This window comes from Desulfoluna sp. HI9BLuna (assembly GCF_056829775.1).
This window is the reverse complement of sequence record NZ_CP186555.1, coordinates 6,042,447-6,068,282: the sequence shown is the minus strand read 5'-3', so window position 1 is coordinate 6,068,282 and position 25,836 is coordinate 6,042,447. Positions and strand designations below refer to the sequence as shown.

Here is a 25,836-nt window from a genome sequence, read left to right as displayed (position 1 = left end):
ATTTCTGGGACTTCCTTTTGGGGACAGGTTCTTTTTGTCTTGCCCCATGGATCAACCGGCGGGGGACGTGATTTCTTTAGAATTTCAAGGCATACCGGTTATTCGATTTTCATGTTTCACTTGAACTTGATGGCAACGGCCTGGGCGTTGCCACGATCAAAGCCGGTGGTGCCTCCGCCCTTCAGTCCCCAGGTCCCTTCGTTGGCAGACCGCACGATTACGGCATCGGCCCCAAGTTTGGCTGCCTCTTCCTTGAGTTTTTCAATCATACCTTCTGCGCTTCGGTCATGGAAAATGGTCTGCCCTGTCTGGGTGGTCACAAGCCCTAACTCCACGTACTCCCGGTCCGTCGGGGGGCTGTAGAACACAATCACGTCTCCTGGTGTTTCCTGTTCCGCGTTTAAAGGGGTTGTGGTGGTTTTGGTACACGACAGAGTCATACAGGCGACCAACAGAACGATCACCCATCCTCCTGCCAGGGAGCGAGATAAATCAAGCCTCATGGAGCACCTCTCTTGTCTGTAAGGTTCACTGCAGGCCATCACTTCACCATTATGCTGACATTTATATTTGACTTCAAGCTCATCTCACATCAAGGGACAGGCTCTTAATGCTGGACTTTCCTCTGCCATGTGTGAGACAGTGGTTGCGAAGATATCATCCTTGAATTATAAAAGATTTATTTTGAAATGATTCACACCAACCGATCGCCTTATCAATTCCGGGTTTCAGGAAGGAGGGTGTTATGCCGCGAATTCCCCGTTTGGTTGTCACGGATCCAGGACAAAAGACCGCGTACCATATCATCAGTCGGACAGCACTTGAAGGCCTCCCCTTTGGCCAGGTCGATAAAGATAAGCTGGTCAGCATCATTCAGCGTCTTTCCTCGATTTATGTTGTTGATGTATTGGGATTTGCTGTGATGGGCAATCATTTTCACCTGCTTGTGGAGATCACCCCCGAATCCATGGTCTCCGACGACGAGGTAAAACGGCGATTCAGAATTCTTTACGGGAGAGACGCCGAATTTCCGGACGGGTTGCTTAACGATTATCGGGAAAGGTTCTGCAGCCTGTCTGCCTATGTCAAAGATATCAAGCAATGTTTTTCCGTCTGTTACAACAAACGAAAAAATCGCAAAGGGACTCTCTGGGGCGAACGCTTTAAAAGCGTTCTTGTTCAGCAGGGGCATTCCTTGATCCATTGTCTCGCGTATATCGACCTGAACCCTCTGCGGGCTGGAATTGTGAAACGCCCCGAGGATTACCGCTGGTGTTCCATAGGTTACCATCTGCAAACGGGCAACAAAGATGATTTTCTTTCATTGGACTTGGGACTTGAAGATGCCAGAACCACAGACCGGCTGGCTCGCTTGAAGGATTACCGAAAATTTCTCTACCATGTGGGTGCCGTTGAAAAGCAGGGCAAGGCAAGCCTTGCAAAGCATATCCTTAACAAGGAGACAGCCTATGGTTTCGAGATTGCCCGGGTGAGACGATTCCGGTTTAAAACGCGATACTTCACGGATTCAGGAATTATCGGCTCAAGGGCCTTTGTCGAAAGAACATACGGTTTGTTCAAGGATAAGCACCAAACCGCACGGGATAAAATTCCTCGAAGTGTCAAAGGGATTGATGGGATGTACTCCTTAAAACGGCTTGTCGGAGCCTAACCCATGCTTGAAAGCCTGATTCCTGTCGGTCTTAAAGAGGCCTTGTGGCAGGGTGCGCCTTTTTGCTCATTTTTGCATCGGTTTTTCTGGTGAGTGTTTTTATCCCATGGCCCTTATGAAGGTGTTCCACCTTAAAACGGGCAAAATAATCTGCAGATAGTCAAAGAGACTCACACGATTTTTCGGCTTTGTGTTACAAAGTGCAAAATGAACCTGTCCCCTAAGAAGGAGTTTTTATGAAACGCGCCATGTTTATTGTATTGACGTTTTTCTTTCTGATTCCCCTCACGGGCTGCATGTCGCTCCTGCAGGGCTATGTGGTCTCGAGCATGAAAAAAGAGCCGGTCTGTGAGCGGTTTTATATCCACCCGGACCCCAAGGTGGGGGACACGGCGTTTTACACCTCGGACAACGAAAACATGACCGGCAACGGGAGCCGGGTTACCTTAGTGTCCCGGGAAGACAGGGTAAATCTGGTGGCCATCGAGCCCGAGAACCGAAACATGCTGGATTTCAGGAAACTCTACTGGGTCACAGACGGGGGGCAGGTGCTCAAGGCGCAGCTGGAGTACAAAGGGGAAATCACGCCTCTCAAGGTTGAGGGCGAGAACCCTGAATCAGGCTATTTCCGTCGCGTTGCCTTTGAACGATGCGCCGTACCCCAGCATTTCGATATCAAAGGGAGGTCGTACAACGTTGTCTACATCCAGACCCAGCAGATGGTTCACCACTCCGGAGACCCGTTTTTCGGCACCGTGGACGCGGACATGACCCAGGTGAACTTTTATGACCCGGACGTGCCCTTTGGCCTTGTCAAAACGGTCCTCAGCGGAAAGACCAAGGCCGGGGCAGGGGCCTTTGATTTTATCGGAGCGGCCCTGAAAGCCACCCAGCCCGATGTATTTTCCACACGGGAGGTCCTCAACGACATCTATGCGTCCTCCAAATCCTCGGAGCACTCCTTTATCATGGATTTCAACTACACCCCGGAATAGCGGATAAGCCAAAAGGGAAAGGGTGGGGGGTCCCCCTGTCGATTACTTTAAATAAGGATACAAAACGCGGCGGCATGAAGGGCAGATGCTGTGGCTGAAGTTGGCCTCCGGGTGAAAGCTCTCTATATCCTGCCAGTTGCCCCGGGCGTCTTTGATGCTCTTGCAGTTGGCGCACATGGTGATAAATCCTCGGAGCACCTGTCGCTCGGCAAGACTCCGCGTGATTTTTTTGTTTTGTTCCACCATGGCATGGTTGAGGCAGAGAAGCGCAAGGTGGGATTCCATCTGTTTGGTAAAATGATGCAGAAGGTGCCGTACGGGATCGGGGAAGCCCTTGCTGACCCTGTCCAAAACGCACAGGGTCCCGTAGACCTCGCCGTTGGGAAGCAAGACAGGATACCCCAGATAGGAGGTCATGTCCCGATTGGACCTGGCGTTGGCCAGCCACCTCTCATCCTTCATGGCATCGCAGACAACAAGGGGCTCCCGCGTTTTAATGACCGCCTCACAATACAATCCTGAATTGTTCAACTCCAGCGTCTCACCCGGGGAGTAGGGGTTGCCTGTGCCGATGCTTGACACAAACACATCCACGCACGGGTCGGAAAACCGCATGATAAGGGCAACGGGCGCTCCTGTGATTTCGGTTATGAGGTCGGTCATGTCCTGCCAGGTTTTCTTGATATGCTCGGGAACGTGAATTGCCTTTGTCATCCTTGGTATCGCCCTGCTGTAATTCCGACCCCAACGGTACCTCGGTACGGAGTAAACCGTACGTATCCATGGAAGGATCATGTGTGAATACCCGACATCTATTTGATGGTGGGGACAATGAGTTTTCGATCTTCGGATATGATTTTACCGGTTCGTTTGAGAACCTTCATGGCACGGGTAATGCTCACCCTGTGGGCGCCGGTTAAAATGGACAGTTCCTCATGGGTCAGCGGAAATTTAATGATAATACCCTGGGGGCTCTGTATCCCGTGCTCTTTGGCTATGTTCAGGAGCACATGAAAGAGGCGGTCCTCGATATTGGGCAGAGACAAGCTTCTCACGCGACGCGTCAGCCATGAGATCCGTTCGCTCATGTTTTTGATCACCTGAAGGCCTATCTTCGGGTACTCCAGAATGAGCTGTTCAAATTCTGTTTTGCTGAAACCGCACGTGGTCGTGTCTTCCATGCAGTACGCCGAGACAGGGTACTGGGCCCCTGAGAGAAAAATATTTTCACCGACAAAATCCCCTGACTTCCGCATCTCAAGCGTCAATTCATTGCCGTTCTCAAACACCTTGTTCAGCTTGACACGCCCGGCGGTAATCAAAAACAGCTCCTCTGCGGCAGCCCCTTGAAGAAACAGGGCATCTCCCTTGGCGGCTCTCTTTTTTTTTGCCTTGACGATAAAGGCTTCAAACTCCGGCGAATACGTGTTTTCAAAATTAAAATCTATTGACAATTTGTTGATATCATTACCTGCAATTTGTTTAGCATGACACACGATTCAACCCTTTCTTACTCCACCTGGATTGTAGATAATGATGGTGCTTCTATTAAGTATAGAAGAGTATTCTTGTCTGTAGCAGCGGCTACAAACAGAGTGAAAAACATATGGGGAGTGAAAAGGTGACTCATTGCATTTTCTATACCAAGAATCTAACTCAATACAGGGAATAGAGCCATCGCGCAAGGGGAGGGAACACGTCAAACACCAGACCGCTCAGGCCTGAATCAGCACGGCTCAGCCCCGACAAACGGAACCAATTGACAAACCTGCCGTATCTTATTACTACACGCCGAAGAGAAGGGGACAGGTTCTTTTGCCGGCACCTTTTCAGCTGTTAGAGATGCAGGTAGAAACACACTCCCGCCTCGTTTTGAAGGGGTAACGTCATACGGCATCAGCGTAAAATCGTATGGTTATCTTTGATTATATCTGATATTCAACGTCATGTCGCAGGTGTTAACCTCAACACCTTGAAGGGAAATTCATAGATGAACAGAAAAAAATGGTTTGCATGGGCAGCGATTCTGTTGCTGACGCCCATATGTGCCCTGGCTGCAACGTTTCCGGACAAGCCACCGTCGGAGCATTTTTACGTGGACGAAGCAGGGCTCATCGATGCCCGGACAGGGGCCAAAATTGATGAGATCGCTTCGGCTCTCCTTGCCGAAGAAAACATCCCATTGTATGTGGTCACCATACATGCCCTTGCCGTCCAGGATGCCGTGACCATGCGCATAGAAGAGTACGCCGCCGCCCTCTTCAACCACTGGGGCATCGGCTGGGAGGATCGCAACTACGGGATCCTGCTCCTCGTCTCCGAAGGGGATCGCAAAGCCCGCATCGAGCTTGGGGCTGACTGGGGCGGGGTACATAACTATGAGGCCGGCCAGATCATGAATGACCTCATTATCCCCGGGTTCAAACGGGGCGATTACGCAACAGGAATTGCCGACGGGGTCCGTGGACTGGATGCCATGGCACGTGGGCTCTCCCTGCCCAAACCCCAAGGGCCCTGGTGGGTGATTCCCGCGGTGCTGGGTGGTATCGCTTTTATGGTGATGCTTATCATCAACCTGTTCCGTTCGGGGCGAAAGGGATGGGCCTGGGTGCTCCTGGGAATTCTTGGCGTGGTTCTTTTATTTATTATCCAGATTTTGCTCTCGGCTGACTCCTCTTCTGACGGAGGTAGCGGCGGGGGCTTCGGAGGCGGCTTTTCCGGCGGCGGGGGGGCAACAGGATCATGGTAACCGGTATGAAAAAAGCGACCAGTCTGTTGACAGACGACGAAATTCGAAGCATCGAAGCAGCCATTGCCGACGTGGAAAAGAACACTTCGGCCGAAGTGGTTCCGGTCATTGCCAGCGCTTCCGGGCGTTACGACAGGGCGGAGGATCTCTTCGGGTTCCTGTTCTCCCTGATTGTGCTCGGGTGCACCTGGGGGTGGATTCAGGGCCTAGCCCCCGTTGTCGATACCTGGGGTGCCTCAACGGCATCACGCCTTCCCATGGCCGTTGCCCTGGCGGTTCTTGTTGTCTCCTTTTTTATGGGCATGTCCCTGGCGAGCCATTTTCCCGTGCTGAGGCTCCCTCTCATCACAAAACGAGAGATGCAGGAGGAGGTGGAGCGCCGCGCACGGGAGACCTTTCAGCAACTGAAAATCAGGAAAACCGAAGACGCCACCGGCGTGCTGATCTATGTCTCCCTGTATGAGCATATGGTCCACGTGGTGGGAGACGACACCATCAACGCCAAGCTCACCGGGGAAGACTGGCAGGCCCTGTGCGATACCATCATCAGCGGCTTCAGACGCGGCAAGCCCGAAGAGGGGATGCGCAAGGGGATCCTGCGATGCGGCGAACTCCTGGCCAGCCATTTTCCCGTTGCCCCGGACGATGCCAATGAACTGGTGGATACGCTGTATCTCATCGATTAACGGAAAATTTTTCCGTAACGAGCCTGTTCGACTGAGCCCCGGCGGTCTGCCGGGGCAACAACAATGGGGACGACCATGATGAAAACCGGCAATCCATGTCTTGCGGTCGCAGGGTGTTGCAGCGTGGCCATTGCCGCCCTGCATACAGTCATTGTCATCGGGGGTGGGGACTGGTACCGTTTTTTCGGCGCCGGTGAGTCCATGGCCGCCATGGCGGAAAACGGCTCATGGGTCCCCATGGGGATTACGACGGCGATTATTCTGATCTTTCTGGTGTTCGGTCTCTATGCTTTTTCCGGAGCCGGGTATGTCCGCAGGCTTCCCTTCACCAGAGCGGCCCTTGTGATGATCTCGTGTGTCTACCTGACCCGGGGCATCGGCAGCATCCCGATGATCGTCTTTGTGGAGCATCCGTACCTGGAAGAGATGAACACCAGGATTTTATTTGTCTTTGTCTCGTCTGTGCTCTCCCTTGCCATCGGGGTCCTCTATGGAATCGGTACCCTGGCTCTCTGGACGATGGGGGAGCAAAAGAAAGGTCAATAACCCGGCCATTTCATGAAAAACGCCCACCTCCTGTTGGAAAGATGCAAAGTGTATCCATCGTCCTCGTTATCAAGGCTTTAAGGGAAGCAACCACATCTGCAGCTCTGATGCCTTGAATATGGGCGTACTCGGTTCATGAAACATATTATAGAGGGTAAACCAAGGGGAACCTGTCCCCAAAAGGATGGAGAGAACCTGCCATGTTTTACCGCCAGCTCGACAGGCACATTCAACTCCGGCTTTCCGTGCCTCATTTTGCCGACGAGTTGTTTCAACTCACGGAGAAAAACCGCGATTACCTGAAACAATGGCTGCCCTGGCTCGACTCCATCAAAAAGCCGGAAGACACCCGTCACTTTATCGATCTCCAGCTGCACCGTTTCAGTAAAGGCCTGGCCCTGCATGAAACGATCTTTTACCGTGGACGCATCGCAGGGGTCCTCGGGTACAACCTGCTGGATCATGCCAACGGTATCGGGCACATCGGGTACTGGATGGGGGAAGAATACACCGGAAAGGGCATTATGACACGGGCCGTCAAGGATCTTGTCATGATGGGGTATCATTACTGGGACCTGCAGAAAGTGGAAATCCGGTGCGGCGTGGAAAACATCAGGAGCAGGGCCATCCCCGAACGGCTCGGGTTCACTGAGGAAGGCACCCTTCGCAGGGTAGAAAAATTCTACGATCAGTACAGGGACCTTGTGGTCTACGGCCTGTTACGGGAAGAAACAGAGTAAGGAACGGTACGCCTTGACGACGAATCGCATCCAATACCATACCTTTTTCACCTGCCTTGAAGGCCCCATGGCCAAACCGGGCTCGGTCCGTCGCGCCTCGGTGATGACAGGCTTTTTTTTCGACACCGATCTCTCGTTTCTCTTTCCTTATATCAACGCGGTCATACCGGGCGCCGAACTTCACGAGACGCCAGCACTGATGCGCTTTGAGCTGGACGGGGTCTTCTGCGTGCTCTACCCGTTTCGCTGCCTTGCAACGCCCTTTGAAGACCGCGACGAAGCCACAGCCTTCAGGGACAGGCTCCTGGAAAAACTCAACACCATCCTGGAGAAAAAAGAGACCATCGTGCCCAAGCACAAGGTCTTCAGGAAGATTGCCGTACCGGATATCTTAAAGCTTCTGCCCCTGACCAACTGCAAGGCCTGCGGGTACCCCACCTGCCTTGCCTTTGCCTCCATGGTCTCCAAACAACGGGCCGTTCCCGGCCAGTGTCCCCACCTCGGTCCTCCCATCAGTGAGCAGGTCACCTACCCGGTTCTGGACACCGCCGGACGCCCCGTGGATTCTGTCACCTTTGACGTGGACACCCGCCCAGCTCCACAACAGCACACCCCACCCCACGATCCTGATGTGCACATGGGCCGTGCCGTGGATGAGGCCAACGCCTCCCTGCTTGCCGCCCTGACCCCTCGGGAGATCGAAGTCCTGTCCCTTTTGGGCAGGGGCTTTACCAACCCGCAAATCTCTGCCGAGCTCGGCATCAGCCCCCACACCGTCAAAAGCCACGTCATCCATCTCTTCAACAAGCTGGGCGTCAGCGATCGCACCCAGGCCGCGGTCTGGGCCGCCCGACGCAAAATTATCTGAGCCATAAACAGCCCTGCAACAGTCGCGCTTCCCAGTTATATGCGCCAGTGCCTCCGGGCAATCTTCTCGAACATCCTCACGATCCCCGTGGTAACCGTGTAGATGGTGTCCACACCGGCGTTGTCGTCGGCCGACGAGTCGAAGAAGAGATGGAGGTCGGAGTCCATGCCCTCGTCGGGGCTCCAATAGCAGACCAGCAGCGGAACCCGGGGAAGGGGACGGAGCACAAGGGCGATGTCCGATTGGAACTGCTCCTCAATGGATTCTCCGTTGAAGAGAACAATGAGCTCTTCGAACAGGTCGGGGTACATGTCTGCAAGGGATTTGAAAGGCGACTCCGAGCACTGGACAAAAAGGCCGTTTTTTTCCCGTCCCCCTTTGAGCTCCCGCAGGGGAACCCAGTCCCCGGTAAGTTCGGCGCCGCGACAGGAGAGGACGTAGTTGAGCACCACGGAGGTGATCCACGGGTTGATATGGATATCCGCCGAAAGATTCCCGGCGTTGTCCACAGACAGGGGCTTTCCAAACATTCTAAGGGTCAGTTTGCCGTTCTCGTACACTCCTCCCACCCGATCCGCAGCTTCCTTTAAATCACAGTCGACCAGTTTTGATTTCAGCGCCTTGAGACCCTCCTGCCGCTGTTCCTCCAGGGTCTTGATGCTGGTTCCCTCTGTTTTCTCTTCGCAGGAAATGTGCGCTGCATGGGGACACAGCTCCAGGGGTTTCTGACCCAAAAACACCTTGGAAGCAAAGGCGAGGCAGGTGGGTTCATTGCAGGCCCGGCAGTTTGTTCGGGGCAGGTGCTTGAAAATCTCCATGGCGTTGCGGAATTGACTCATGGCGTCCTCCTTATTGTGGATGCTGTATTGCAGCCGAAAGGGATCCGAGTGTGCTTTCATACAAATCCATAGGAGAGAGGCCGTAAAAAAACATCCCCCATTTGGGGGAGAGACCTAAAAAAAAGCCTCCGGCGGCCCTGCCGGGGGCCAAACTTTTAGCCTGATTTATAAAACCGGGTTTGACAAACAGGTTTTAGGAACGACGTGGACCCGCCGGAGGGAGGGCTGTCGGAAACAAATAATCACACAATGGTTCGCCGGAATACCGCTGGGATTTGACCCGAGGAACGAGGGGCAAAGCCCGGCGGTAATTTGCTTTCAAGGTGGCACACCTTGCCGCTATAGGCTATTTTTTGTACTTTTATTTAAGTAAATTAAAGAGGTCTTAAATCAATCGTCAAAGAGGCTCAGCTGGCGGCCGTGGATGATCTCATGGAAGGACGTCCCGAAAAACATCATCACCGCATCGAAGATGGGGACCAGCTGTTTTTCGATGTAGTGGCCGTAGTCGAGGTCGGGGTGGGGGAGTTCTACGGGGACCGGCCCCCGAAGGGTCATGACGTAGCGGCTCTCCCGGGCGTTTTCACCGGCCTTGCCCAGGAGAAGGGCGGCTTTAACATGGGGCGGGATGGCCTTGGTGTACTCTCCGGGCGGCTTGGTGAGGCGCTTGCGGTAAATGAGGTCCGCGTCGTAGACGTGGTTTTTGAGGTCTGTTGCCTTCTGCTTGATCCAGGTCTCCACCTCGTCGTCGTTGAAAATCCGTTGAAACAGCTCAAACTGGAGGTCCCGTGCAAAGCGGGTCCAGTCGGAGCGCACGAATTCCAAACCGGTGATGACAAGTTTTTCCGTATCGCCGGTACGCACCATGCCTGCGTAGCGCTTCTTGGCACTCTCCCCGCCGCCCCGTAAGGAGGGGAGAAAAAAACGGGTGAAATGCTTTTCAAATTCCAGCTCCAGCCGGGAGGCCACACCGAACATGTCTTGGATGGTTCGGGCCATGAAGGCGTTGAGCTTTGCCACAAGCGCCTTGGGAGCGTCCTCACCTTCGGCGATTTCAGAGGCCTTGAGGCAGACAAACACCGAATCTGTGTCCCCGTAGATCACCTCGTAACCCTGTTCTTCCAGGTGGTTCCGTGTGGTCTTCAGGACCCACTGCCCGGTGCCTGTGACGGCAGAGGGGAGATCCGGGTGATAAAAGCGGCACCCCGGGGTCCCCATGACCCCGTAAAAGCTGTTCATTAAAATCTTGATGGCCTGGGAGAGGTGCGGGTCCCCGGCTTTCTTGGCCTGCTCCCTTTTCTCCATGAGGGACTGGATGTAACCGGGCAACACGTGCTCGGACCGGGAAAAATCGATGCCCGGCGGTGTGGAGACAGGGGCAGTCTCCGCCCGGAGCCGTGAGAGGGGATCAATGTGAAAGGTTCGGATAATGGAGGGGTACAGGCTCTTGAAATCCAGCACCACCACATGCTCGTAAAAACCCGCATCCCTGGAGAAGACAAAGCCTCCTTTGGCGTGGCCCGCGCTCTCCACATCCCGCACGTTGGCGGCCACGAGCCCCTTGCGGTGGACCTGGGGCAGCATAAAGTAATCAAAGGCCGCCACGGACATCCCCACCCGGTCCATGGGAAGGCCGCTGATGATGGCCCGCTTGAAGAGATGGTCGATGAGGCCGGTTTTGCCGAAAATATCCGTCACCAGCGTGCAGTCCAAGAGGTTATAGCGGGCCAGGGCTACCTTGTCTTCCCGGAACCGGCGCTCGATCTCCGCGACCTTGTCGACGTCTTCGCCGATCTCTTTGCCCGCGCCCAGAAGCTCTTTGGCCACGGTCTCCAGTCGGAAGTTGTCAAAGGTGTAAAAGGCGCCCCGCAGGGCAGGGGGACCGTCCACGACAATCCTGCCGCAGGCCTCGACCCGGTAGATGCCTTTGCGCACCTCGCGGATCCTGGGCGGTTTTTGGTTTCGCCCCATCAAGAAAGGGATCTTCAGTTTTTTGCACTTTGCCTCAAGGAAGAGCAGGTCAAAGCCGATGACGTGCCAGCCAATGAGGATGTCCGGATCCAACTCTTTCAACACCCTGAAAAATCCGTGGAGGAGTGCCTTTTCGTCAGGAAAACGGTGCATCACGCCCCCGCCGGGAAGGGCTTCGCACGGGGTTCCCGGGAGCCTGCCGTGAAGGCGGGGGGGAGCAGTGTTTCGATTCTGCGCTCCAGGATCCAGCATCAGGACGATGCCTTCGGAAACCTGGCTTCCGTCAACACCGCCTGACACCGGTTTTGTAAAGTGGCAGGCCACGGAGTAGAGCTCGCCGCGCTGGCCGGTCTCAATGTCCAGGGAGAGAAGGGAAAAAATCGGTTCCACGTCGGCTTTGCGGATGACCGGGTCGGTGAATCGGATCACACCATCCTGTACCCTTAAGGGACCATGGATGTCCACGCCTCCGTAAATAAACCGCTCCATGAGGTAGCGGTCCTCGGGGTAGACATCCGCCTCAAAGGTCTGGATGCTCGACTCCTCAAAAAGCTTCCGGGCTTTGTAGTGGGCGTTTCGGCTTTCAAAATAGAGGGCATCCACCGGGCGGCCTTTAAAATCGGTCAACTCGACGGCGCGCCGCTCACATGACGGGAGGCCCGTGGGAAGCGGGGTTCCCCGAAGGAGAAAAAACAGGGGGCGATGGGTGGTGATGGTGATTTCAAAGGGCCCCCGGTCACTTGTCCCGGCATACCGGAGGTGGTGTGAATCGCGCACATCCACCCCTTCACGCGTCAGTATGTACCCTTTGAGCGATTCCATAAACCGTTCCTCTAAACCTGTCCCTTTGCCGTTGTATTTCCCTGGATTCTATGGTCCATTGGGCTGTGGCGGCAACGGCAGCGCGGAGTGCGCCCTGCGTTGCCTTGCCAACACACTAAACTGTTCTCACCAAAAACGCACACAGGAAAACACCATGCCCCGATCCAAACACCTTCCCCTGATTCTTTCGGCCATTGTCTTTACGGTGATGCTCGCATCGTGTGCAACACAGATGGGGGCAACGCATTCACACGAATCGTTTGACTGGGCCCGCGAAGACCCCCTTGCCTTTCTGGCGTTTTTACAAACAAAAAAAAACGATCCCTGTCCCACCGTTGTGGTGCCGGAGATACCGGACACCTGGCTGACAAAGGAGCATCTTTCGCGACTTCAGGAGCTGCTGGATTCCCGGGAACCGTGCGCCAACGTCCACAGCATCTATTCTTCGTTCAGGGATTGCCGCGTGTCCACCGTGGGTCACGAAGCCGCTTTCTTAATGGAGGGGTTCAGGAAGGGGAGCTACCCTCCGGAGATGAACTCCGGAGGGGCGGAACTGGATATGGAGGCGCTAAGACGCCTATAGAGATAGGGGGATTCAGAAAAAACAAAAGCAGGCCTCCGGCAGGTCGCTTTTTTGGAAAAAAGCTCCGCAAAAAACGTTCTTAATGTCGAAACAGGCAACATTATTTCGGCGGAGCCCGGAAGGCCGGTTTAAGATCTGTTTGTCAACCTTTTTAAAAGGTTGGCCCCCGGCAGGGCCGCCGGAGGCAACTGAACTTCCTCGTTAACCCAATGCGGCCTTGATCTCCGCTTCCAGGGTTTCACGCGTGGGGATCAGGGAGACGTGCTTGACCTCTCCGTTGATGAGCATGGCCGGTGCATTTTCAAGGCCCACCTTTCCCATAAAAGAGACATTCTCCGGATACATGATGGAGCGTTCCACCACCTTGACCTTGTCCCCGAAGGAGGCCGAGCCGTCCTGGGCCGAGGCGAGCATGTAGCCGCAGGCCGCGCAGGTCTGGGCGTCGATGGTGACCACCTCGATGAGGACGTGATCAAGGCTCTGGTAGTCGGGCAGCTCAACGTCGGGCAGGTCCTCTTTTTTTACGTAGGTTTCAAGGGCTTTTCGCACCGCTTCCTTGTTATTGACGGCCATGCCGATGCCCACGATGTTCTCCGGCGGCACGTTGAAGGGGACGTCACATCCCGGGGCCAGGATAAAATCCTTGGTCCCCAGGGCGTCCATGAGGTCGATGGCCGCCTTCTGGTTGTCCTGCTGGGACCCGAAGAGCATGGTGATGGTCAGCTGGAGGTTGCCGGAGATCAGGACCCCGTGTTCGTCGGTCACTTTTTTGGCTTCCACGATGTCCACGTTTTCATCAATGGCAATGGCATCGGGCCGGGTGGTGCACATGGCCGGGATGTTCTTGGTGGCGTCCCCACACACAAAGAAGGTGGAAGGAATATGTTGATCCCGCAGTTTTTTGAAATAGGCGGCAAAGGGCTCGCTTAAAAACTGCTCGAAGGAAACCGGAGAGATCTGGGAAACCAGGGGATCCACCGCACCGATGACATCGCATCCGGCCTCCACGAGAAACGCCGAATACTCGCTGACCACCTCTTCGCAGTAGGTGATCAATGCCTTGACCTGATCCGGTGCGGTGTACATGTCCATGAAAATGTTGGTGCCGCGCAGGTGGGACGCCAGGGTAAAGGGGCCGCAGACCAAGCCGTACAGGGCGATATCCGGCTTCATCTCTTTGAGGCGGCGGGTGGCCTCCATGATGATGGGGATTCGGCCATCCTCTCTGGTCAGGCGCCGGGTGGGGATGGTGAATTCATCGGCCAGGGGGTGGCTGCTCACCGTGGGCGGGGTGTTGGGGTACCACTTCAGGTCGCACCCGAGGATCTCAGCTTCCACCTGCAGGTCAAACATCACCGGGAGGCCGTCCGGCGCATACTGGGCCTCGGCTTCCAGGAGGCACGCCACGAGTTTGTCGACGTCCTGAAACATCTCATCGGCAGCATACCCTTTGAGGTTCGCGATCTGCGCCCCGGTGTAAGGGACCCAGGGTGTGCGGGGAACCTCTTCGTGATTCAGAGCTTTTAAGATAAGGGCTTTACCATTCATCGTCATCCTCCTGGTGTCTGTGGTGTGTCATGGTTTTGCCCGGCACTAATAAAAGGCGGGCAGGGGGTGTCCCCCTCAAAACGTCGCTACTATGACACGTGAAAACCGACAGCGCAACACAATATGGGATTTTAAATATTATATCCCATATTGTGAAATACGCAAAACACAGCCCGATCCGAGCACATCGTCGAATCGGGCTGTGTTTTTGGGGTGTTCACACGGAATGCACTGGATGTCTTCAAACGAACAGACAAACGGACGGGTAAGGCATGACTGTTCCGGCCACCAAAGGGTGATTCTGGCATGAATATGTGACCCGGGAGTCATGGCAAAAACTCACCTGGCCCATATGAACTGCAAATCAATCCTGTAAGCTGTATGATCGCAGAACTTACTCCCTGTCCAGGGCTTCGGCCACCATGGCACCGTACTGATACGCCTCCAACCCGTTTTCCTCGTCGATGAGGGTGTATTGCCCCGCCTTGATGGCTTTGTTTTCCTTTGCCAGTCGACCCAGGCGGCGATACAGGGTTTCCGCAGTACGGCTGCCGTTAAAGTTCTCCGGGATGTAGGTCCGGTTGACGGCCACGCGAAGGGCACCGTCCTTGGCGTGGCGTGCCCGTACCTCAAGAACCCGGCCCTTTCCGTTGGTAAAGTAGGTGGCGCCTCCTGCGTTGCGTTCCATGGCCCGGGCTCCCAGGGCATGAAGCTCCGTTCCCGGTGTCGCCTTGGGACCGAAGAGAAAGTCAAACCCTGCGGCCGACGCCGGGGAGGCAAAGGCAAAAAGGGCCAGCAGCATGGCTGCAGTGAGAAACAAGTGTTTGTTGAGCGTCAGTTTTTTCATGGATGTCCTCCTGTGGGTTGTGGAGCTGCAAGGGGCCGTAGAGCCCCTGTACGTGTCTCCGTGCCTTTAGGTTTAGATGCTAAACAATAAGGGTAAAAAAAGATCAGGCTGCTTTTTCAAATACCGCTCCAAGGGTCCGTCGCCCTGGACGCATGCTGAGAACGTGGAACCCGCACGCTTCGGCTGCGACCACTTCGCGATCAAAGGTTGCCTGGGAAACGTGACCGGCGGGTTCGGAGAGCAACAGGCGCCCGCCCGGTTTAAGGACCTCAAACGATTCTTCAAAGAGAGCCTTTGCGTCGGGGACCTCGTGGACCACTGCCGATGCCAGCAGGAAATCATAGGGACGGCCGGGGGTCTCCAGGTGAAGAGACGTGGGGGAACAGACCCGATATTCCAGCACATCGTCCACCCCGGCCTTGATGGCGCGCTTTTTTAGTTTTTTGAGCATTCGTTCCTGGATATCCACACAGACAACCCGTCCGGTGGGGCCAACCATTTCAGCCATGGGAAGGGAAAAGAACCCCATGGCACTGCCGATGTCTCCCACAGTCATGCCGGGTTTCACATACGGGGTTAAAAGGTTTTCCGGATTCTGAAGTTTTTTTCGCAATGGGTTTAAGAGAAGGTAGCCGACCCAGAAAGGGCATACGGTTGTGTTCATGGAGGTTTCCTTTGCAGATGGGTTTAAGGTTTAGGTGCTAAACTTTAATTAAACGGTATAGCGACTAAACAAAGCTGTCAACACAATTTTCGATTTTTTAAAAACAGGTTTTTGCAGAAGGTAAGAGAGAGCCACGGAGCACCTGCGTTTCGCGGTTTCTTCCGGGGGACGAAGCAGGGGCGGCGCTCATCATCTTTCCATGGAGGTGACCCGTGGGGGGGCCTGAGGCCCTTTCTTTCATGGGCCCTGGTCCCGCGATGCGATGTGGTACCGCCACATGGGCAAAGGGTCCCGACCATGACCGAGACCCGGGAAAAAACGTGCTATCAACAAATGCAGACAGTGGAGGCGGCACGTTGCGGTGCGCCGTTTTGAATCGGCGCAGCACGTCAACGTATGTGGGCTGGAGGGACAAAACAAAGGTTAAAGCGTTGGGGCATTTATTCGCTGAGGACCTGGTCGCAGAATCGCTCAATGGCTTGAAATACCGACACCATAAAGGCGATCTTTTCTTCGTCGGCCCCGTCGATGAGCTCCAGAAGGATGGGGTCCATGCGGGAGTGAAACTTCTGATGGGCGGCGTTGGCGGTTTTGCCGGTGGGGGAGAGCACCAGCAGGACTTCCCGGTCCGACTTTTCATCTTTCATCCGGATCACCATCTCTTTATCCACAAGTTTGCGGATCACCTGGGACACCGCTCCTTTGGTAACGCCCTGAAGAGCGGCGAGATCGGTGACGTTGATGCCGGGGTTCTTGCCGATGGCCTCAATGGTGTGGATCTCCGAGGGGTACAGGAGAATGTCCGTCCCGAAATAACGGGGTTTCTGTTCGATGCGTTTCATCTTGTTCATCACCCGGTGAAAGATGGCATCGAAGGCGGCAAATTTTGTTGAAAGGTAGTCTGATTCCATGGCCTGACTGTATAGCCACTAAACAAATTTGTCAATACACCGGAGGGGATGGAAATTCCTGTTGCCCTGAAAAAACAGGGGGGTCCGTTGAAAGCCCTTGACGCATACATACACGAGTGTATATAAACTGCCGCACATTTTACATACATTAATGAATGTATAAATAACATCACCCAAGAAAGGTTATGCAATGCAAGAAGTAAGCAATTATCGTGTGCGAGGCGTCCTGGTGTTTTTCATGATCCTGCTGTGGACCGGTGGGGCCCAGGCGTTCGACGACGGCCGCAAGCTCCGTATCGGATTCGGAGGTGCGGCCTCTTCACGTCTCTATAAAGACCTGGAAAACGACAAGCGCTACCTGCCCATGCCGTTGATTTTTGGCGAAGACCGTCGCTTTTTCGTGGAAGGTATCAAGGCGGGCGTCAAGGTCGTCAACATGAAGCAGTGCCGTCTCGACGTGTTCATTGCACGCGGGGTCAACGGATACGAGGCCTCGGACAGCCCTTACCTTGAAGGCATGGCCGAGAGAAAGGAGGCCATCGAAGCCGGGGCACGGATCACTTACTGGAGCCCCGTGGGCGGCATCAAGCTCAGCGGCAGCCTGGACGCATCGGACACCCACAACGGCGGGGAAGCGACCCTGGCCTACCTGATGCCCATCCGCACCCGGCGGTTCACCCTGATCCCGTCGGCAGGGAGTACCTGGCGCAGCGGCAAACAGGTGGATTACTACTACGGTGTGCGGGAAAACGAGGCCACTGACTTTCGCACAGCATACAAACCCGAGGCCGACGTCAGCGGTTTTGTCGCTTTATCATTTGACGTTCCCGTGGCAGCCAACCTGAACATGGTGGGGGGCGTCAAGGCAGAGTACTTCGGCGATGAGATCCACAACAGCCCCATTGTCAATGAGGACTACATCGTGGCCGGGCACCTGGGGGTGGTGGTGACCCTGTTGTAGCCCAAAGCCCAAGGGGTCGGGGCCGCGGTTTCGTTGCCATGGTCCCGATGAAAGAATAGCGACGCCTGTTGACGGATGAAATGAGTCGCCGGATATGTTACAAGACCCAAAACATCAGGAGGCCGTTGCATGGCACGTAAAACCAAGGAAGACGCTGAAAAAACCAGACTCGGCATCATGGATGCCGCCCTGACCCTTTTTGACCTCAAGGGCTACTCCCGGACCACCCTGGGAGACATCGCCCATGAGGCAGGGGTCACCCGGGGAGCCATCTACTGGCATTTCCAGGGAAAAGAGGACATCCTTGCCCAATGCTGCGACTGGGTCAAAGGCACCATCGACGACCGGCGATTCAAACTCACCGACTCCGGGCCCCACTCCTGGGAGACGGTGCTGAAAGCTCTCCACAGCTATTTGGCCCTTCTGGAGACCAACACCCGGTATGCAAGGCTCTACCGTGTCCTGAAGTACAAGGTGGAGTACACCGACGAGATGCATTCGTTTCTCACCTCTCAAAAGCTCAATACCGAGGAGGGAATCGCCAACGTCACCGAGGTGTTCGCCGCCCTTGCCGAGGCAGGGGAGCTGAAGCCCGGCCTGGACCCCAGGTTGTGCGGGCTCTCCCTGGTCTCCTTTACCTGGGGCATCGTGGAGATGTGGCTCCTCGATAAATCCATCATGGGCCTGACCAGAGACGGATACCCCCTCCTTGAGATGCACATCAACACCATGAAAGGGTAGGGCCCCGGCCTTTTCCCGATCTATCTTCCCCATTGACCCGGCAACCTTGCCTGACAGAGCCTTCTTCAGCCAAGGTTGCCCACAGAGTAAAGGCACCCGGCCGTGAGAAGCACCCTTATCGACAAACTGGTAGAAGAGAGCCCGGACAGCCCTGTCATCCTGGGCCATCGCGGCGTCCGGCACGCCCATGTCACAGAAAATACCCTCGATGCCTTTGAAGAGGCCTTCCGGCGGGGTGCCCGCGGCATTGAGATCGACGTGGAGTCCACGGCCGACGGCAAGCTGATTGTCATCAACCGCTGGTTCTGCAAGGCGAGGCTCGGTTTTTTCCCCTGGGAAAAAGAACTGGCAGAGCTCCGGGCAACGGCCCGGGAAGAGGGGATAGAGGTCCCGTTGTTCCACGACGCCTGTGGATTCATGGCATCAAGGAAAGAGAGCATTTTCAACGTAGAAATCAAGTCAAGCCACCGTTTTGTCTGCCACACCGCCCGAAAAGCCGTCAACGTCATCCGGCATCACGGCATCGACGACCGGGTGATCCTCTCCTCCTTTGACCTGAACACCCTTATCACCACGCGCTTTTTTAATCGCACCATCGAGACGGCCTACCTGTTTCGCCTCAATGACCGCACGGTACGGATCGAAGACAAAAAAAAATGGCGGTTCAAAGTCAACACGCTGCTGAACCGGTGGGGCATCAAGGGGTTTCTGGCGGGCGCAGACACCCTTCACCCTGAAATTACCCTGTTTCCCAAGCCCGGTGCCGGGGAAAAAATCTGGATGAAAGGTGCAAAGCTCCTGGGGAAACGTGTCAACGCCTGGACCGTCGATGGGCCTGAGGATATAGAAAAGGCGGTGGCTGCAGGGGTAGGGGTGGTGATCTCCGACAAGGTCGGCGGCGATCCTTCTTTGTGATGTGCCTGTAACGTAGGGTTTTACTGCCTCTCAAAGATCGAGTTTGCCCTTGCACAGGCATGGGAACTATGTTCTTATCGGTGATACATGAATTCTTACGCCTGATTTATTATTGAGGGGAGTCATGCATTAAAACTCAACCCTTCAGAATTTCAATGTTCATGCCCCTTCAATCAGACACGTTGTCTCCGCACTTTTTTCAGGCCCGATTTCCCATACGTGATTCGACCGCTTAAGGAGAAAGACACGATGAAGTCATTGGTAAAGATGATCTGTGCAACCGCATTGTTGACTCTTATTGCTTTCGGCTGCAGTAAAGTGGATCAAGCCCCCATGGTCAAGGAGTCATTTCAGCAATACAAATCTGCACTTCTCAACCAGGACGGGTTTACGGCATATTTCTACGTAGATTCCAACACAAAGGCCTATTATGATGAGATCCTTGACAAGGTCATGACGGCATCGGAATCCGAGACAAAGAATATGTCATTCGGCACGAAGATGATCGTTACCATGGCCCGTCACTCCATCAGCAATCAACAGTTGAGGGAAATGAACGGGGAAGAGCTGTTTATTTACGCCGTTGAAAATGGGTGGATCGGCAAGGAAAGCATTTCAAACCTGGAGATAACCGTCTCAAGCATTGAAAAGAATGTTGCAGAAACCCATGTCGTCAATGAAGAGGGGGAGGCTCCCTTTGGGTTTACCTTTCGAAAAGAAGACAAGACATGGCGCATTGACTTGACCTCCATGTTCTCGATAACTGAAATGGTCCTTGAAGAGCAAATCAAAGAGAGTGGGGTGGATGAAGATGTCTTTATCTATGCGATGCTGACCCAGACATCCGGTTTTCGGCCGGATGAATCGATCTGGGAGCCCGTAAACCCGTAACGTGGATCGGTCCGATTCAAAAGAAGGCGCGTACCATGGGCAACATAACCATTTCGCTGATGGAAAAAAATGAGGCCAAAAAAGCGGCAAAGGTCCTCAGCCTCGCCATGCTCGACAACCCCCTTCATCGGGCCGTGTTCCTGGGCAGCGGCGAACAGGAACGCCTCGAAATCGAGGCCATGTTTGATGACCTTTTGACTCAGAGGCCGGGCATTGTCTTCCTGGCAAAAGAAGAGAGAGACATCCTAGGCGTCATGAGGATGAATTCGTGCTCCGGCCGTGATTTGCCGGACGGACCGCCCGAATTCGACGGCAAAACGGACATCCGGTGGAGAAAATTCGTCTGGCTGAGGGAATGGGCCCTTCAGGATCCCAAGGAGCAGCACTGGCACTTAGGGCCCATCGGCGTGCTTCCATCCCACCGGAGACTGGGAATCGGCTCAAGGCTCATGGATCGATTCTGCAACGAGGTGGATGCCTGCGCCGCCAGGGCGTACCTGGAAACAGACAGGGATGAAAATGTGATGTTTTATGAGCTTTCCGGCTTTGAGGTTGTCGCCACATCACAGGTGTTCGATGTGAAAAACCGCTACATGTTGAGGGAAGCCCGCCCCTGATGTTTCCGGGGGCGGGCGAAGGTGTCTTCATCACTGTTTCCGGAGGAAACCATGGAATGCAGTAAATGCAACGCCTCGATTCCGCAAGGGGAAGAGAGAGAGCACAAAAAAGAGATGCTCTGTGAAGATTGCTACATTGATGTGCTCTCTCCGGCAGCCTTTTGCGACCCATGGGCAACGTACAATGCCGAGTCCTTCCACAAGCGCAACCCGGAAACGGCCTTCACCGACAACCAGTTGAAGATACTCAGTACCCTGAAAGAGTGCGGAGGCCTGGACCCCGACGGCCTTGCGGATCGTTTGACGGATCACATGTCCCGCCAGGATGGTGAAAGAGAATGCGCTGCCCTTCACCGAATGGGGAAGATTTCCATCGAGAGCAGGAACGGTTCGGTGTTTATCTGTATTAAACAGTAGCCCGGATATTTCTCCGGGTGAGCAGTGGGGATATCATGACCCTCGTCGTATTCGATCTCGGAGAGACTCTTGTTTCCTATGACGGCATTCCGCTGAACTGGAGCGAGCATTACATCGATGCCATCAACGATTTTCTTGTGAAGAACAGTATCTGCGTCACCACGCCCGATCTGGAGCTGGCCGTCTCCATTCTGGATTTTTACAACACGCGGACCCATCAACGCACCTTCGAAGTCGCAGAAGGGGAGGTCACCCGAAAAATCGCCACGGTGCTGGGAGTGGACGAGGCGGCCTTTGGGCGCAGCTTCTTTGCCTACTTTCAGCGAAGGGCCGTTGTGGAAGCATCTGCGGTCACGACCCTTACCGAGTTAAAAAACGCAGGGGTCTTTACGGCCGTGCTCTCCGACGTGCCCTACGGCATGCCCCGGGATTTTCTGATGGACGATCTGGGGCCGCTGGTTCCCCTCATGGATCGCGTTGTGTCGTCATGCGAGGTGGGGGTCAGAAAACCCCATCCATTGGGGCTCATCAACTTGATGAAGGCGTTTGGCGCAAACCCCGGCCACGTTTTTTATGTGGGCAACGAAGAAAAAGACATGGTCTGCGCAGCAAACGCGGGGGTCAGATCCATCCTGCTGGCACCCGGGGAAACAGCGGATTACGGGCAAACCTATTCCGTTCAAACCCTGTCCGGCGTTTTAAGGCATGTGCTCTGAGGCGGTGGCGTTTTTGTTTTTTTATGCCATCGTGGTATAAGGAACCCCTTACGGAACATTGATGCACCCAGCCAGAGACATCATCGGGCCATGGCATCGGAAACACAAAGGGGAGAATCATGGAATCCAACGACCCGTCCGCATGGATCAACACCATCCTCAGCGAGCTGAGCACCAGCAAGAGCCCCGACGCCGCAGCAGCCGTGGAAAACTGCGGCAGGGCCTGCCTGAAGTCCTCCGAGGGGTTTGAATCAATCCGAGCCCTTCGGGAGTCCGTTGCCCACAAGGATGACCTGGACCTGTTGTTTGATACCTACAAGGCCAAACTGTATGACAACAGACCATCCCTCTATAAAAAGGATGGAACGATCTACCTGGAGTACACCGAGTGTGCCTGCGGCATGGTGACATCCGGCAAGGTGACCCATCCGTTTCTCTGCAACTGCACCGTCGGGTATACCCGGCAGATTTTTGAGACGCTCTTCGGCAGACCGGTGAAGGTCACCCTGCTGAAATCCATTCTCAACGGGGACACCATCTGCCTCCAAGAAATTACCGTTGTGTAATTTGCCCATGCCCATGATGACACCCCCGGAATACGCGGAGTACAGGCCCCATCCTCTCCTTGCGTCTCTCATCGATTGCTACTGGTCGTGCCATGTCCAGTCCAAAGCCCGGCTGTCGGCCCGGAAGCCCGTGATACCCGATGGCTGCGTGGACATCATTTTTGATCTGGAGCCCGCAGCTCCCTTGAGGTGTTTTGTCGTGGGCGCCATGACAAAGCCCGTTCAAAGCCGGAAAACCAACCTTTTTGGGGTGCGATTCCACACCGCCATGGCGACCTCCCTTTTCAAGACTCCCATGCATCACTTCACCGACCTGATGGTGGACGCCTGTGACGCCTTGGGCGATCCCACCCATGCACTCTCGGACCAACTGGCGGAAAAGGCTTTGCCGCAGGATCGCGTCGCCTTGCTCGATGAGGTGTTTCTCAGGCAGATGGCCGGTTTATCTCCCCCGGAACGCCCCCTTGCCGAGGCCCTTCGCCTGATCCGCAATGCTGGCGGGCAGTGTTCGGTGCAGCAGATCAGCGATGCCATTGGCTGGAGCAGGCAGCACTTTACCCGCAGATGCCTCCACGCCACGGGCCTGTCCCCCAAGTTCCTGATGCAGGTGGTGCGCCTGCACCAAACCATCGCCCTGCACAAAAATGGGAACCTTCATGGCTGGAGTCACCTTTCCCAGGAGGGCGGCTACTTTGACCAGTCCCATATGATCCATGAATTCAAGGGCATCACCGGCCTTACCCCCGCAGAGTACCTTTCCCCCGCATAAAAAGGTTCCATTTTTCCAATACACCGCAGCTTTCCTTCAGGTACGCTTTTTTACCGTCAACTGATGTTCAGCCCGGATGGTCGTGACACCGGGGTGGAGCATTGCACCGTTTTTTTTGATGAAAGGAACAGAAATGATAGCTCGTTGTGGTATGGACTGCTCGCAATGCGAGGCGTATAAAGCGACCCGGGATGATTCGGATGCCAGGCGCAAAGAGGTTGCCGAGGCGTGGACCATTGAGTACAAAACCGACATTTCTCCGGAGCAGATCAACTGCCGGGGATGCACGTCGGAGGGAGAAAAATTTTTCTTCACCGAATCGCTGTGTGAAATCCGCAAATGCGCCATGGAAAAGGAGGCGCCACACTGCGCAACGTGCCCTGGGTATGTCTGTGAAACGCTGAGGGGCTTTATCGCGCAGGCCCCGGTTGTCGGGGAAGCCCTGGAGGCATTGCGGCAAAAGGAGGATACCGGCAGATAGTGCCGCCAGCATTGCAAAACAAAAAACGGTTGCCTCCCGCACCTTGGGAGAGCAACCGTTTTTATATGGTCGAGCCGGAATGCATCCATCAGGATGCAGGGGCCTGATTACGACTCATCGTAATCGTCATCTTCATCATCATCGTCGTCATCCTTGGACGCAAAGGGGTTGTCCAGAAAGAACAGGGCGATACCGGTCTGAATGAGTCCCATGACCCCTGCAATGAGCGCACCGCCCCAAAGGACGAAAAAGCCTTTTTCACGGGCGTTGGAAGGGTTGGTGGCGTCGTAGAGAAGTTCAACTTTCTCGCCGTAAGCATACTTCGGCTTGGAGCTGCCTGATTTTGCATCAAAGGTGATGGTTTGGCCGTCCCGGGTGGTGAAGGTGAGCACGGGGTAGTAGTAGGTGGTTCCGTCGGATTGACTGGTCGTGTAATCCACGACCTCTCCGTAGGTGTGCTCGGCGTTTTTTGTGAGGTCCCAGGATTCAAAAAATAACTTCTGAGAGAAGTAGAGCAGAAGAATCCCGAAGAGAAGCACGGGGATCATTACCAGTCGTGTCATGGGTCCATCATCCTGTAAACGAGTTGAGAGAGAATTCCTAAGGGGATGCAGGGCCTGCCCCTTGAAGCACATGGGGCCATGGCCCTGTTTGCCGTGGTGTGGGGGTATCCCGCGACCTGGTGTTTATTATACCTCTTTGCCCCCCACAATGGTTTTCACCACAGAGGCTTTGAGGACGGACTTTTCCGGTTCGTCAAAGGCATCGTCAAAAATGGTCAGGTCTGCCCACTTGCCGGCCTCGATGGTACCGGACTTATCCTCCACACCAGCGGTCCATGCAGCGGTTCTGGTGTAGCCGTCGATGGCTTCCCAAAAGGTGAGGGCCTCTTCGGGGAACCAGCCGCCGGTGGGCTTGTCCTGGGCGTCGGTGCGGAACATGGCCGCGCGGATGCCGATCATGGGGTCGTTGGACTCCACGGGCACATCGGAGCCAAACTGCATGCGGATGCCTGTCTCCTGAATGCGTTTCCAGGTGTAGGCCTGGCGGCAACGTGAACGCCCCCATTTGGCCTCGGCGGTCTTCCAGTCCGTGGGGAGAAACCCGGGCTGTACCGAGGCGGTGACGTCCATCTCTTTGAATCGATTCAGGTCCTCGTCGGTGACCCGCTGAACGTGCTCAACGCGGTCCCGCCGGGTGCCGGGGTACTTAACGCGCATGGCGGCAAACCCGTCAAGGGCGGCGGAGACGGCCCGGTCCCCGATGGCGTGGATGGCGACGCTGCGTCCTGTTTTGTAGGCCATCTCGATCTGTGCGAGAAGCTCTTCGTTGGTGAGGCAGGCCAGGCCGCAACACCCGGGAGAGCCTTCGTAGTCATCGAACATCCAGGCGGTTTCCGCACCCAGGGAGCCGTCCATGAAGAGCTTGACGTGGGTGTGCCAGAGGCGCTCGCTGCCCGAGCCCGCGGTGATGCCCAGGGCATCGGCTTTTTCCAGGTCTTCCGGGGGCAACAGGTGGCAGACACGCAGCGTGAGTTTTCCCTCTTTTTCCAGCTCGGCGTAGGCCAGGTAGTCGACGAGCTCTTCGCAGACATGGGTGCCGGTAAGGCCGTAGGCCAGGGTACGCTTCTGGGCTTCCAGGATGGCGGCCTTTCGCTCTTCGTGGGTGACGGGGGGGATGTGGTCCCGGATCACCTCCAGGCACTCGCGGACGATGCCCGTGGGAAGGCCGTTCTCATCTCGGTCGATCTGGCCTCCTTCGGGGGTGACGGTCTCTTTGGTAACCCCGGCCACTTCAAGGGCTTTCTGGTTCACCCAGATCAGGTGGCCGCAGGCCCGGGTCATGACCACGGGGTGGTCAGGAGAGATGTCGTCGAGGTCGGCCCGGGTGGGTTCGCGCTGCTCTTCCCAGAAGTGGTGGTTCCAGCCCCGCCCGATGATCCAGGTACCGGGTTCGGCCTGGGCCACGGCCTCTGCGATGGCTTTTCTGCAGGCGGCAAGGGAGGGCAGGCCCACGAGGTTGACCCGGGTCAGGGTCAGGCCGTAGCTGGCAAGGTGGGAGTGGGCGTCCACGAGCCCGGGCACCACAAGGTGACCGGACATGGAGGAGACGGTGGTGTCCGGGGTGACCCGGGACATGATCTCTTTGGTGGTGCCCACAGCCGTGATAAGGCCGTCTTCCATGAGAAGGGCTTCTGCAAAGGGGGCATCGGGTACCCCCGTGTAGATTTTTGTCGATACAATGGCGCGCTTCATGTTGCCTCCGGCGGGTCGCTTTTTTAGCCCAAGTTTAGCAGCATGTTTCCGTTGTTGCATCACCCA

Annotated in this window: 29 protein-coding genes; 18 read left to right on the top strand and 11 right to left on the bottom strand. The window is 55.3% G+C overall.

Translation table 11 applies throughout. The features are described 5' to 3' along the window. Positions 1-116 precede the first annotated feature (116 nt). The gene (locus ACOYW0_RS24645) at positions 117-368 is read right to left on the bottom strand and encodes a hypothetical protein (protein WP_218951113.1); all 252 of its coding nucleotides are present in this window, start codon (positions 366-368) and stop codon (positions 117-119) included. Between the two features lie 377 nt (positions 369-745). Between ACOYW0_RS24645 and ACOYW0_RS24640 the strand changes: the two genes are divergently transcribed. Beyond that, positions 746-1,672, top strand: a complete 927-nt coding sequence (locus ACOYW0_RS24640; protein ID WP_482416362.1) for a transposase — start codon at positions 746-748, stop codon at positions 1,670-1,672. A gap of 236 nt (positions 1,673-1,908) precedes the next feature. Then, on the top strand, positions 1,909-2,667 hold the full coding sequence (locus ACOYW0_RS24635; RefSeq protein WP_482416361.1) for a hypothetical protein: 759 nt from the start codon (positions 1,909-1,911) through the stop codon (positions 2,665-2,667). A gap of 42 nt (positions 2,668-2,709) precedes the next feature. Here the strand turns inward: ACOYW0_RS24635 and ACOYW0_RS24630 are convergent, their stop codons facing one another. Then, positions 2,710-3,381 carry a GAF domain-containing protein gene (locus ACOYW0_RS24630; protein WP_482416360.1) on the bottom strand — a complete coding sequence of 224 codons (672 nt, stop codon included), beginning with the start codon at positions 3,379-3,381 and terminating at the stop codon, positions 2,710-2,712. Positions 3,382-3,479: 98 nt separating this feature from the next. Continuing rightward, complete coding sequence (locus ACOYW0_RS24625) at positions 3,480-4,121, bottom strand: Crp/Fnr family transcriptional regulator (protein WP_482416359.1); 642 nt, start codon at positions 4,119-4,121, stop codon at positions 3,480-3,482. Between the two features lie 536 nt (positions 4,122-4,657). Here ACOYW0_RS24625 and ACOYW0_RS24620 point away from each other — a divergent pair. The 5 genes from ACOYW0_RS24620 to ACOYW0_RS24600 all read left to right on the top strand — a co-directional run bounded on the left by ACOYW0_RS24620 (position 4,658) and on the right by ACOYW0_RS24600 (position 8,256). Further along, positions 4,658-5,416 (top strand): TPM domain-containing protein, encoded by a 759-nt coding sequence (locus tag ACOYW0_RS24620; RefSeq protein WP_482416358.1) that lies wholly within the window; start codon positions 4,658-4,660, stop codon positions 5,414-5,416. 5 nt (positions 5,417-5,421) lie between these two features. Further along, positions 5,422-6,102 (top strand): TPM domain-containing protein, encoded by a 681-nt coding sequence (locus tag ACOYW0_RS24615; protein ID WP_482416357.1) that lies wholly within the window; start codon positions 5,422-5,424, stop codon positions 6,100-6,102. 75 nt (positions 6,103-6,177) lie between these two features. Then, positions 6,178-6,648: a hypothetical protein gene (locus tag ACOYW0_RS24610; protein WP_482416356.1), complete on the top strand. Its 471-nt coding sequence runs from the start codon at positions 6,178-6,180 to the stop codon at positions 6,646-6,648. Positions 6,649-6,848: 200 nt separating this feature from the next. Then, entirely contained in the window at positions 6,849-7,388 is a 540-nt protein-coding gene (locus ACOYW0_RS24605; RefSeq protein WP_482416355.1) for a GNAT family N-acetyltransferase, read from the top strand. Between the two features lie 13 nt (positions 7,389-7,401). Beyond that, a complete protein-coding gene (locus ACOYW0_RS24600; protein WP_482416354.1) occupies positions 7,402-8,256 on the top strand; it encodes a LuxR C-terminal-related transcriptional regulator in 855 nt (284 codons plus the stop codon). 35 nt (positions 8,257-8,291) lie between these two features. Here the strand turns inward: ACOYW0_RS24600 and ACOYW0_RS24595 are convergent, their stop codons facing one another. Together ACOYW0_RS24595 and ACOYW0_RS24590 are read right to left on the bottom strand one after the other, a co-directional pair. Further along, entirely contained in the window at positions 8,292-9,095 is an 804-nt protein-coding gene (locus tag ACOYW0_RS24595) for a DUF3786 domain-containing protein (RefSeq protein WP_482416353.1), read from the bottom strand. 390 nt (positions 9,096-9,485) lie between these two features. Next, a complete protein-coding gene (locus ACOYW0_RS24590) occupies positions 9,486-11,888 on the bottom strand; it encodes a DNA polymerase II (RefSeq protein WP_482416352.1) in 2,403 nt (800 codons plus the stop codon). A 154-nt stretch (positions 11,889-12,042) separates the two neighbouring features. Here ACOYW0_RS24590 and ACOYW0_RS24585 point away from each other — a divergent pair, with 154 nt between their 5' ends. After that, positions 12,043-12,471, top strand: coding sequence for a hypothetical protein (locus ACOYW0_RS24585; protein ID WP_482416351.1), 429 nt, complete (start codon positions 12,043-12,045; stop codon positions 12,469-12,471). A 201-nt stretch (positions 12,472-12,672) separates the two neighbouring features. Here the strand turns inward: ACOYW0_RS24585 and ACOYW0_RS24580 are convergent, their stop codons facing one another. The 4 genes from ACOYW0_RS24580 to ACOYW0_RS24565 all read right to left on the bottom strand — a co-directional run bounded on the left by ACOYW0_RS24580 (position 12,673) and on the right by ACOYW0_RS24565 (position 16,441). Further along, positions 12,673-14,019, bottom strand: coding sequence for a uroporphyrinogen decarboxylase family protein (locus ACOYW0_RS24580; protein WP_482416350.1), 1,347 nt, complete (start codon positions 14,017-14,019; stop codon positions 12,673-12,675). A gap of 394 nt (positions 14,020-14,413) precedes the next feature. Beyond that, positions 14,414-14,866 (bottom strand): hypothetical protein, encoded by a 453-nt coding sequence (locus ACOYW0_RS24575; protein WP_482416349.1) that lies wholly within the window; start codon positions 14,864-14,866, stop codon positions 14,414-14,416. Positions 14,867-14,969: 103 nt separating this feature from the next. Further along, positions 14,970-15,530, bottom strand: a complete 561-nt coding sequence (locus ACOYW0_RS24570) for a class I SAM-dependent methyltransferase (RefSeq protein WP_482416348.1) — start codon at positions 15,528-15,530, stop codon at positions 14,970-14,972. Positions 15,531-15,970: 440 nt separating this feature from the next. Next, positions 15,971-16,441 (bottom strand): MarR family transcriptional regulator, encoded by a 471-nt coding sequence (locus ACOYW0_RS24565; RefSeq protein WP_482416347.1) that lies wholly within the window; start codon positions 16,439-16,441, stop codon positions 15,971-15,973. Between the two features lie 238 nt (positions 16,442-16,679). Between ACOYW0_RS24565 and ACOYW0_RS24560 the strand changes: the two genes are divergently transcribed. The 10 genes from ACOYW0_RS24560 (at position 16,680) to ACOYW0_RS24515 (ending at position 23,515) form a co-directional block, all read left to right on the top strand. After that, on the top strand, positions 16,680-17,402 hold the full coding sequence (locus ACOYW0_RS24560; RefSeq protein WP_482416346.1) for a MipA/OmpV family protein: 723 nt from the start codon (positions 16,680-16,682) through the stop codon (positions 17,400-17,402). Positions 17,403-17,531: 129 nt separating this feature from the next. Then, on the top strand, positions 17,532-18,143 hold the full coding sequence (locus ACOYW0_RS24555; protein WP_482416345.1) for a TetR family transcriptional regulator: 612 nt from the start codon (positions 17,532-17,534) through the stop codon (positions 18,141-18,143). 102 nt (positions 18,144-18,245) lie between these two features. Then, positions 18,246-19,058, top strand: coding sequence for a glycerophosphodiester phosphodiesterase (locus tag ACOYW0_RS24550; protein ID WP_482416344.1), 813 nt, complete (start codon positions 18,246-18,248; stop codon positions 19,056-19,058). Positions 19,059-19,307: 249 nt separating this feature from the next. After that, positions 19,308-19,949, top strand: coding sequence for a hypothetical protein (locus tag ACOYW0_RS24545; RefSeq protein WP_482416343.1), 642 nt, complete (start codon positions 19,308-19,310; stop codon positions 19,947-19,949). Between the two features lie 35 nt (positions 19,950-19,984). Then, positions 19,985-20,566 carry a GNAT family N-acetyltransferase gene (locus ACOYW0_RS24540; RefSeq protein WP_482416342.1) on the top strand — a complete coding sequence of 194 codons (582 nt, stop codon included), beginning with the start codon at positions 19,985-19,987 and terminating at the stop codon, positions 20,564-20,566. A 51-nt stretch (positions 20,567-20,617) separates the two neighbouring features. Further along, entirely contained in the window at positions 20,618-20,983 is a 366-nt protein-coding gene (locus tag ACOYW0_RS24535; RefSeq protein WP_482416341.1) for a hypothetical protein, read from the top strand. Between the two features lie 35 nt (positions 20,984-21,018). Further along, positions 21,019-21,699 (top strand): HAD family hydrolase, encoded by a 681-nt coding sequence (locus ACOYW0_RS24530; protein WP_482416340.1) that lies wholly within the window; start codon positions 21,019-21,021, stop codon positions 21,697-21,699. A 119-nt stretch (positions 21,700-21,818) separates the two neighbouring features. Then, on the top strand, positions 21,819-22,265 hold the full coding sequence (locus ACOYW0_RS24525; protein WP_482416339.1) for a DUF6144 family protein: 447 nt from the start codon (positions 21,819-21,821) through the stop codon (positions 22,263-22,265). A gap of 7 nt (positions 22,266-22,272) precedes the next feature. Then, positions 22,273-23,034, top strand: coding sequence for a DUF6597 domain-containing transcriptional factor (locus tag ACOYW0_RS24520; protein ID WP_482416338.1), 762 nt, complete (start codon positions 22,273-22,275; stop codon positions 23,032-23,034). A gap of 133 nt (positions 23,035-23,167) precedes the next feature. Then, positions 23,168-23,515, top strand: a complete 348-nt coding sequence (locus ACOYW0_RS24515) for a DUF3795 domain-containing protein (RefSeq protein ID WP_482416337.1) — start codon at positions 23,168-23,170, stop codon at positions 23,513-23,515. A gap of 107 nt (positions 23,516-23,622) precedes the next feature. Here ACOYW0_RS24515 and ACOYW0_RS24510 read toward each other — a convergent pair whose 3' ends face one another. Together ACOYW0_RS24510 and ACOYW0_RS24505 are read right to left on the bottom strand one after the other, a co-directional pair. Beyond that, on the bottom strand, positions 23,623-24,078 hold the full coding sequence (locus ACOYW0_RS24510) for a DUF3592 domain-containing protein (protein ID WP_482416336.1): 456 nt from the start codon (positions 24,076-24,078) through the stop codon (positions 23,623-23,625). 126 nt (positions 24,079-24,204) lie between these two features. Next, on the bottom strand, positions 24,205-25,770 hold the full coding sequence (locus ACOYW0_RS24505) for an amidohydrolase (RefSeq protein ID WP_482416335.1): 1,566 nt from the start codon (positions 25,768-25,770) through the stop codon (positions 24,205-24,207). Between the last annotated feature and the right edge of the window lie 66 nt (positions 25,771-25,836).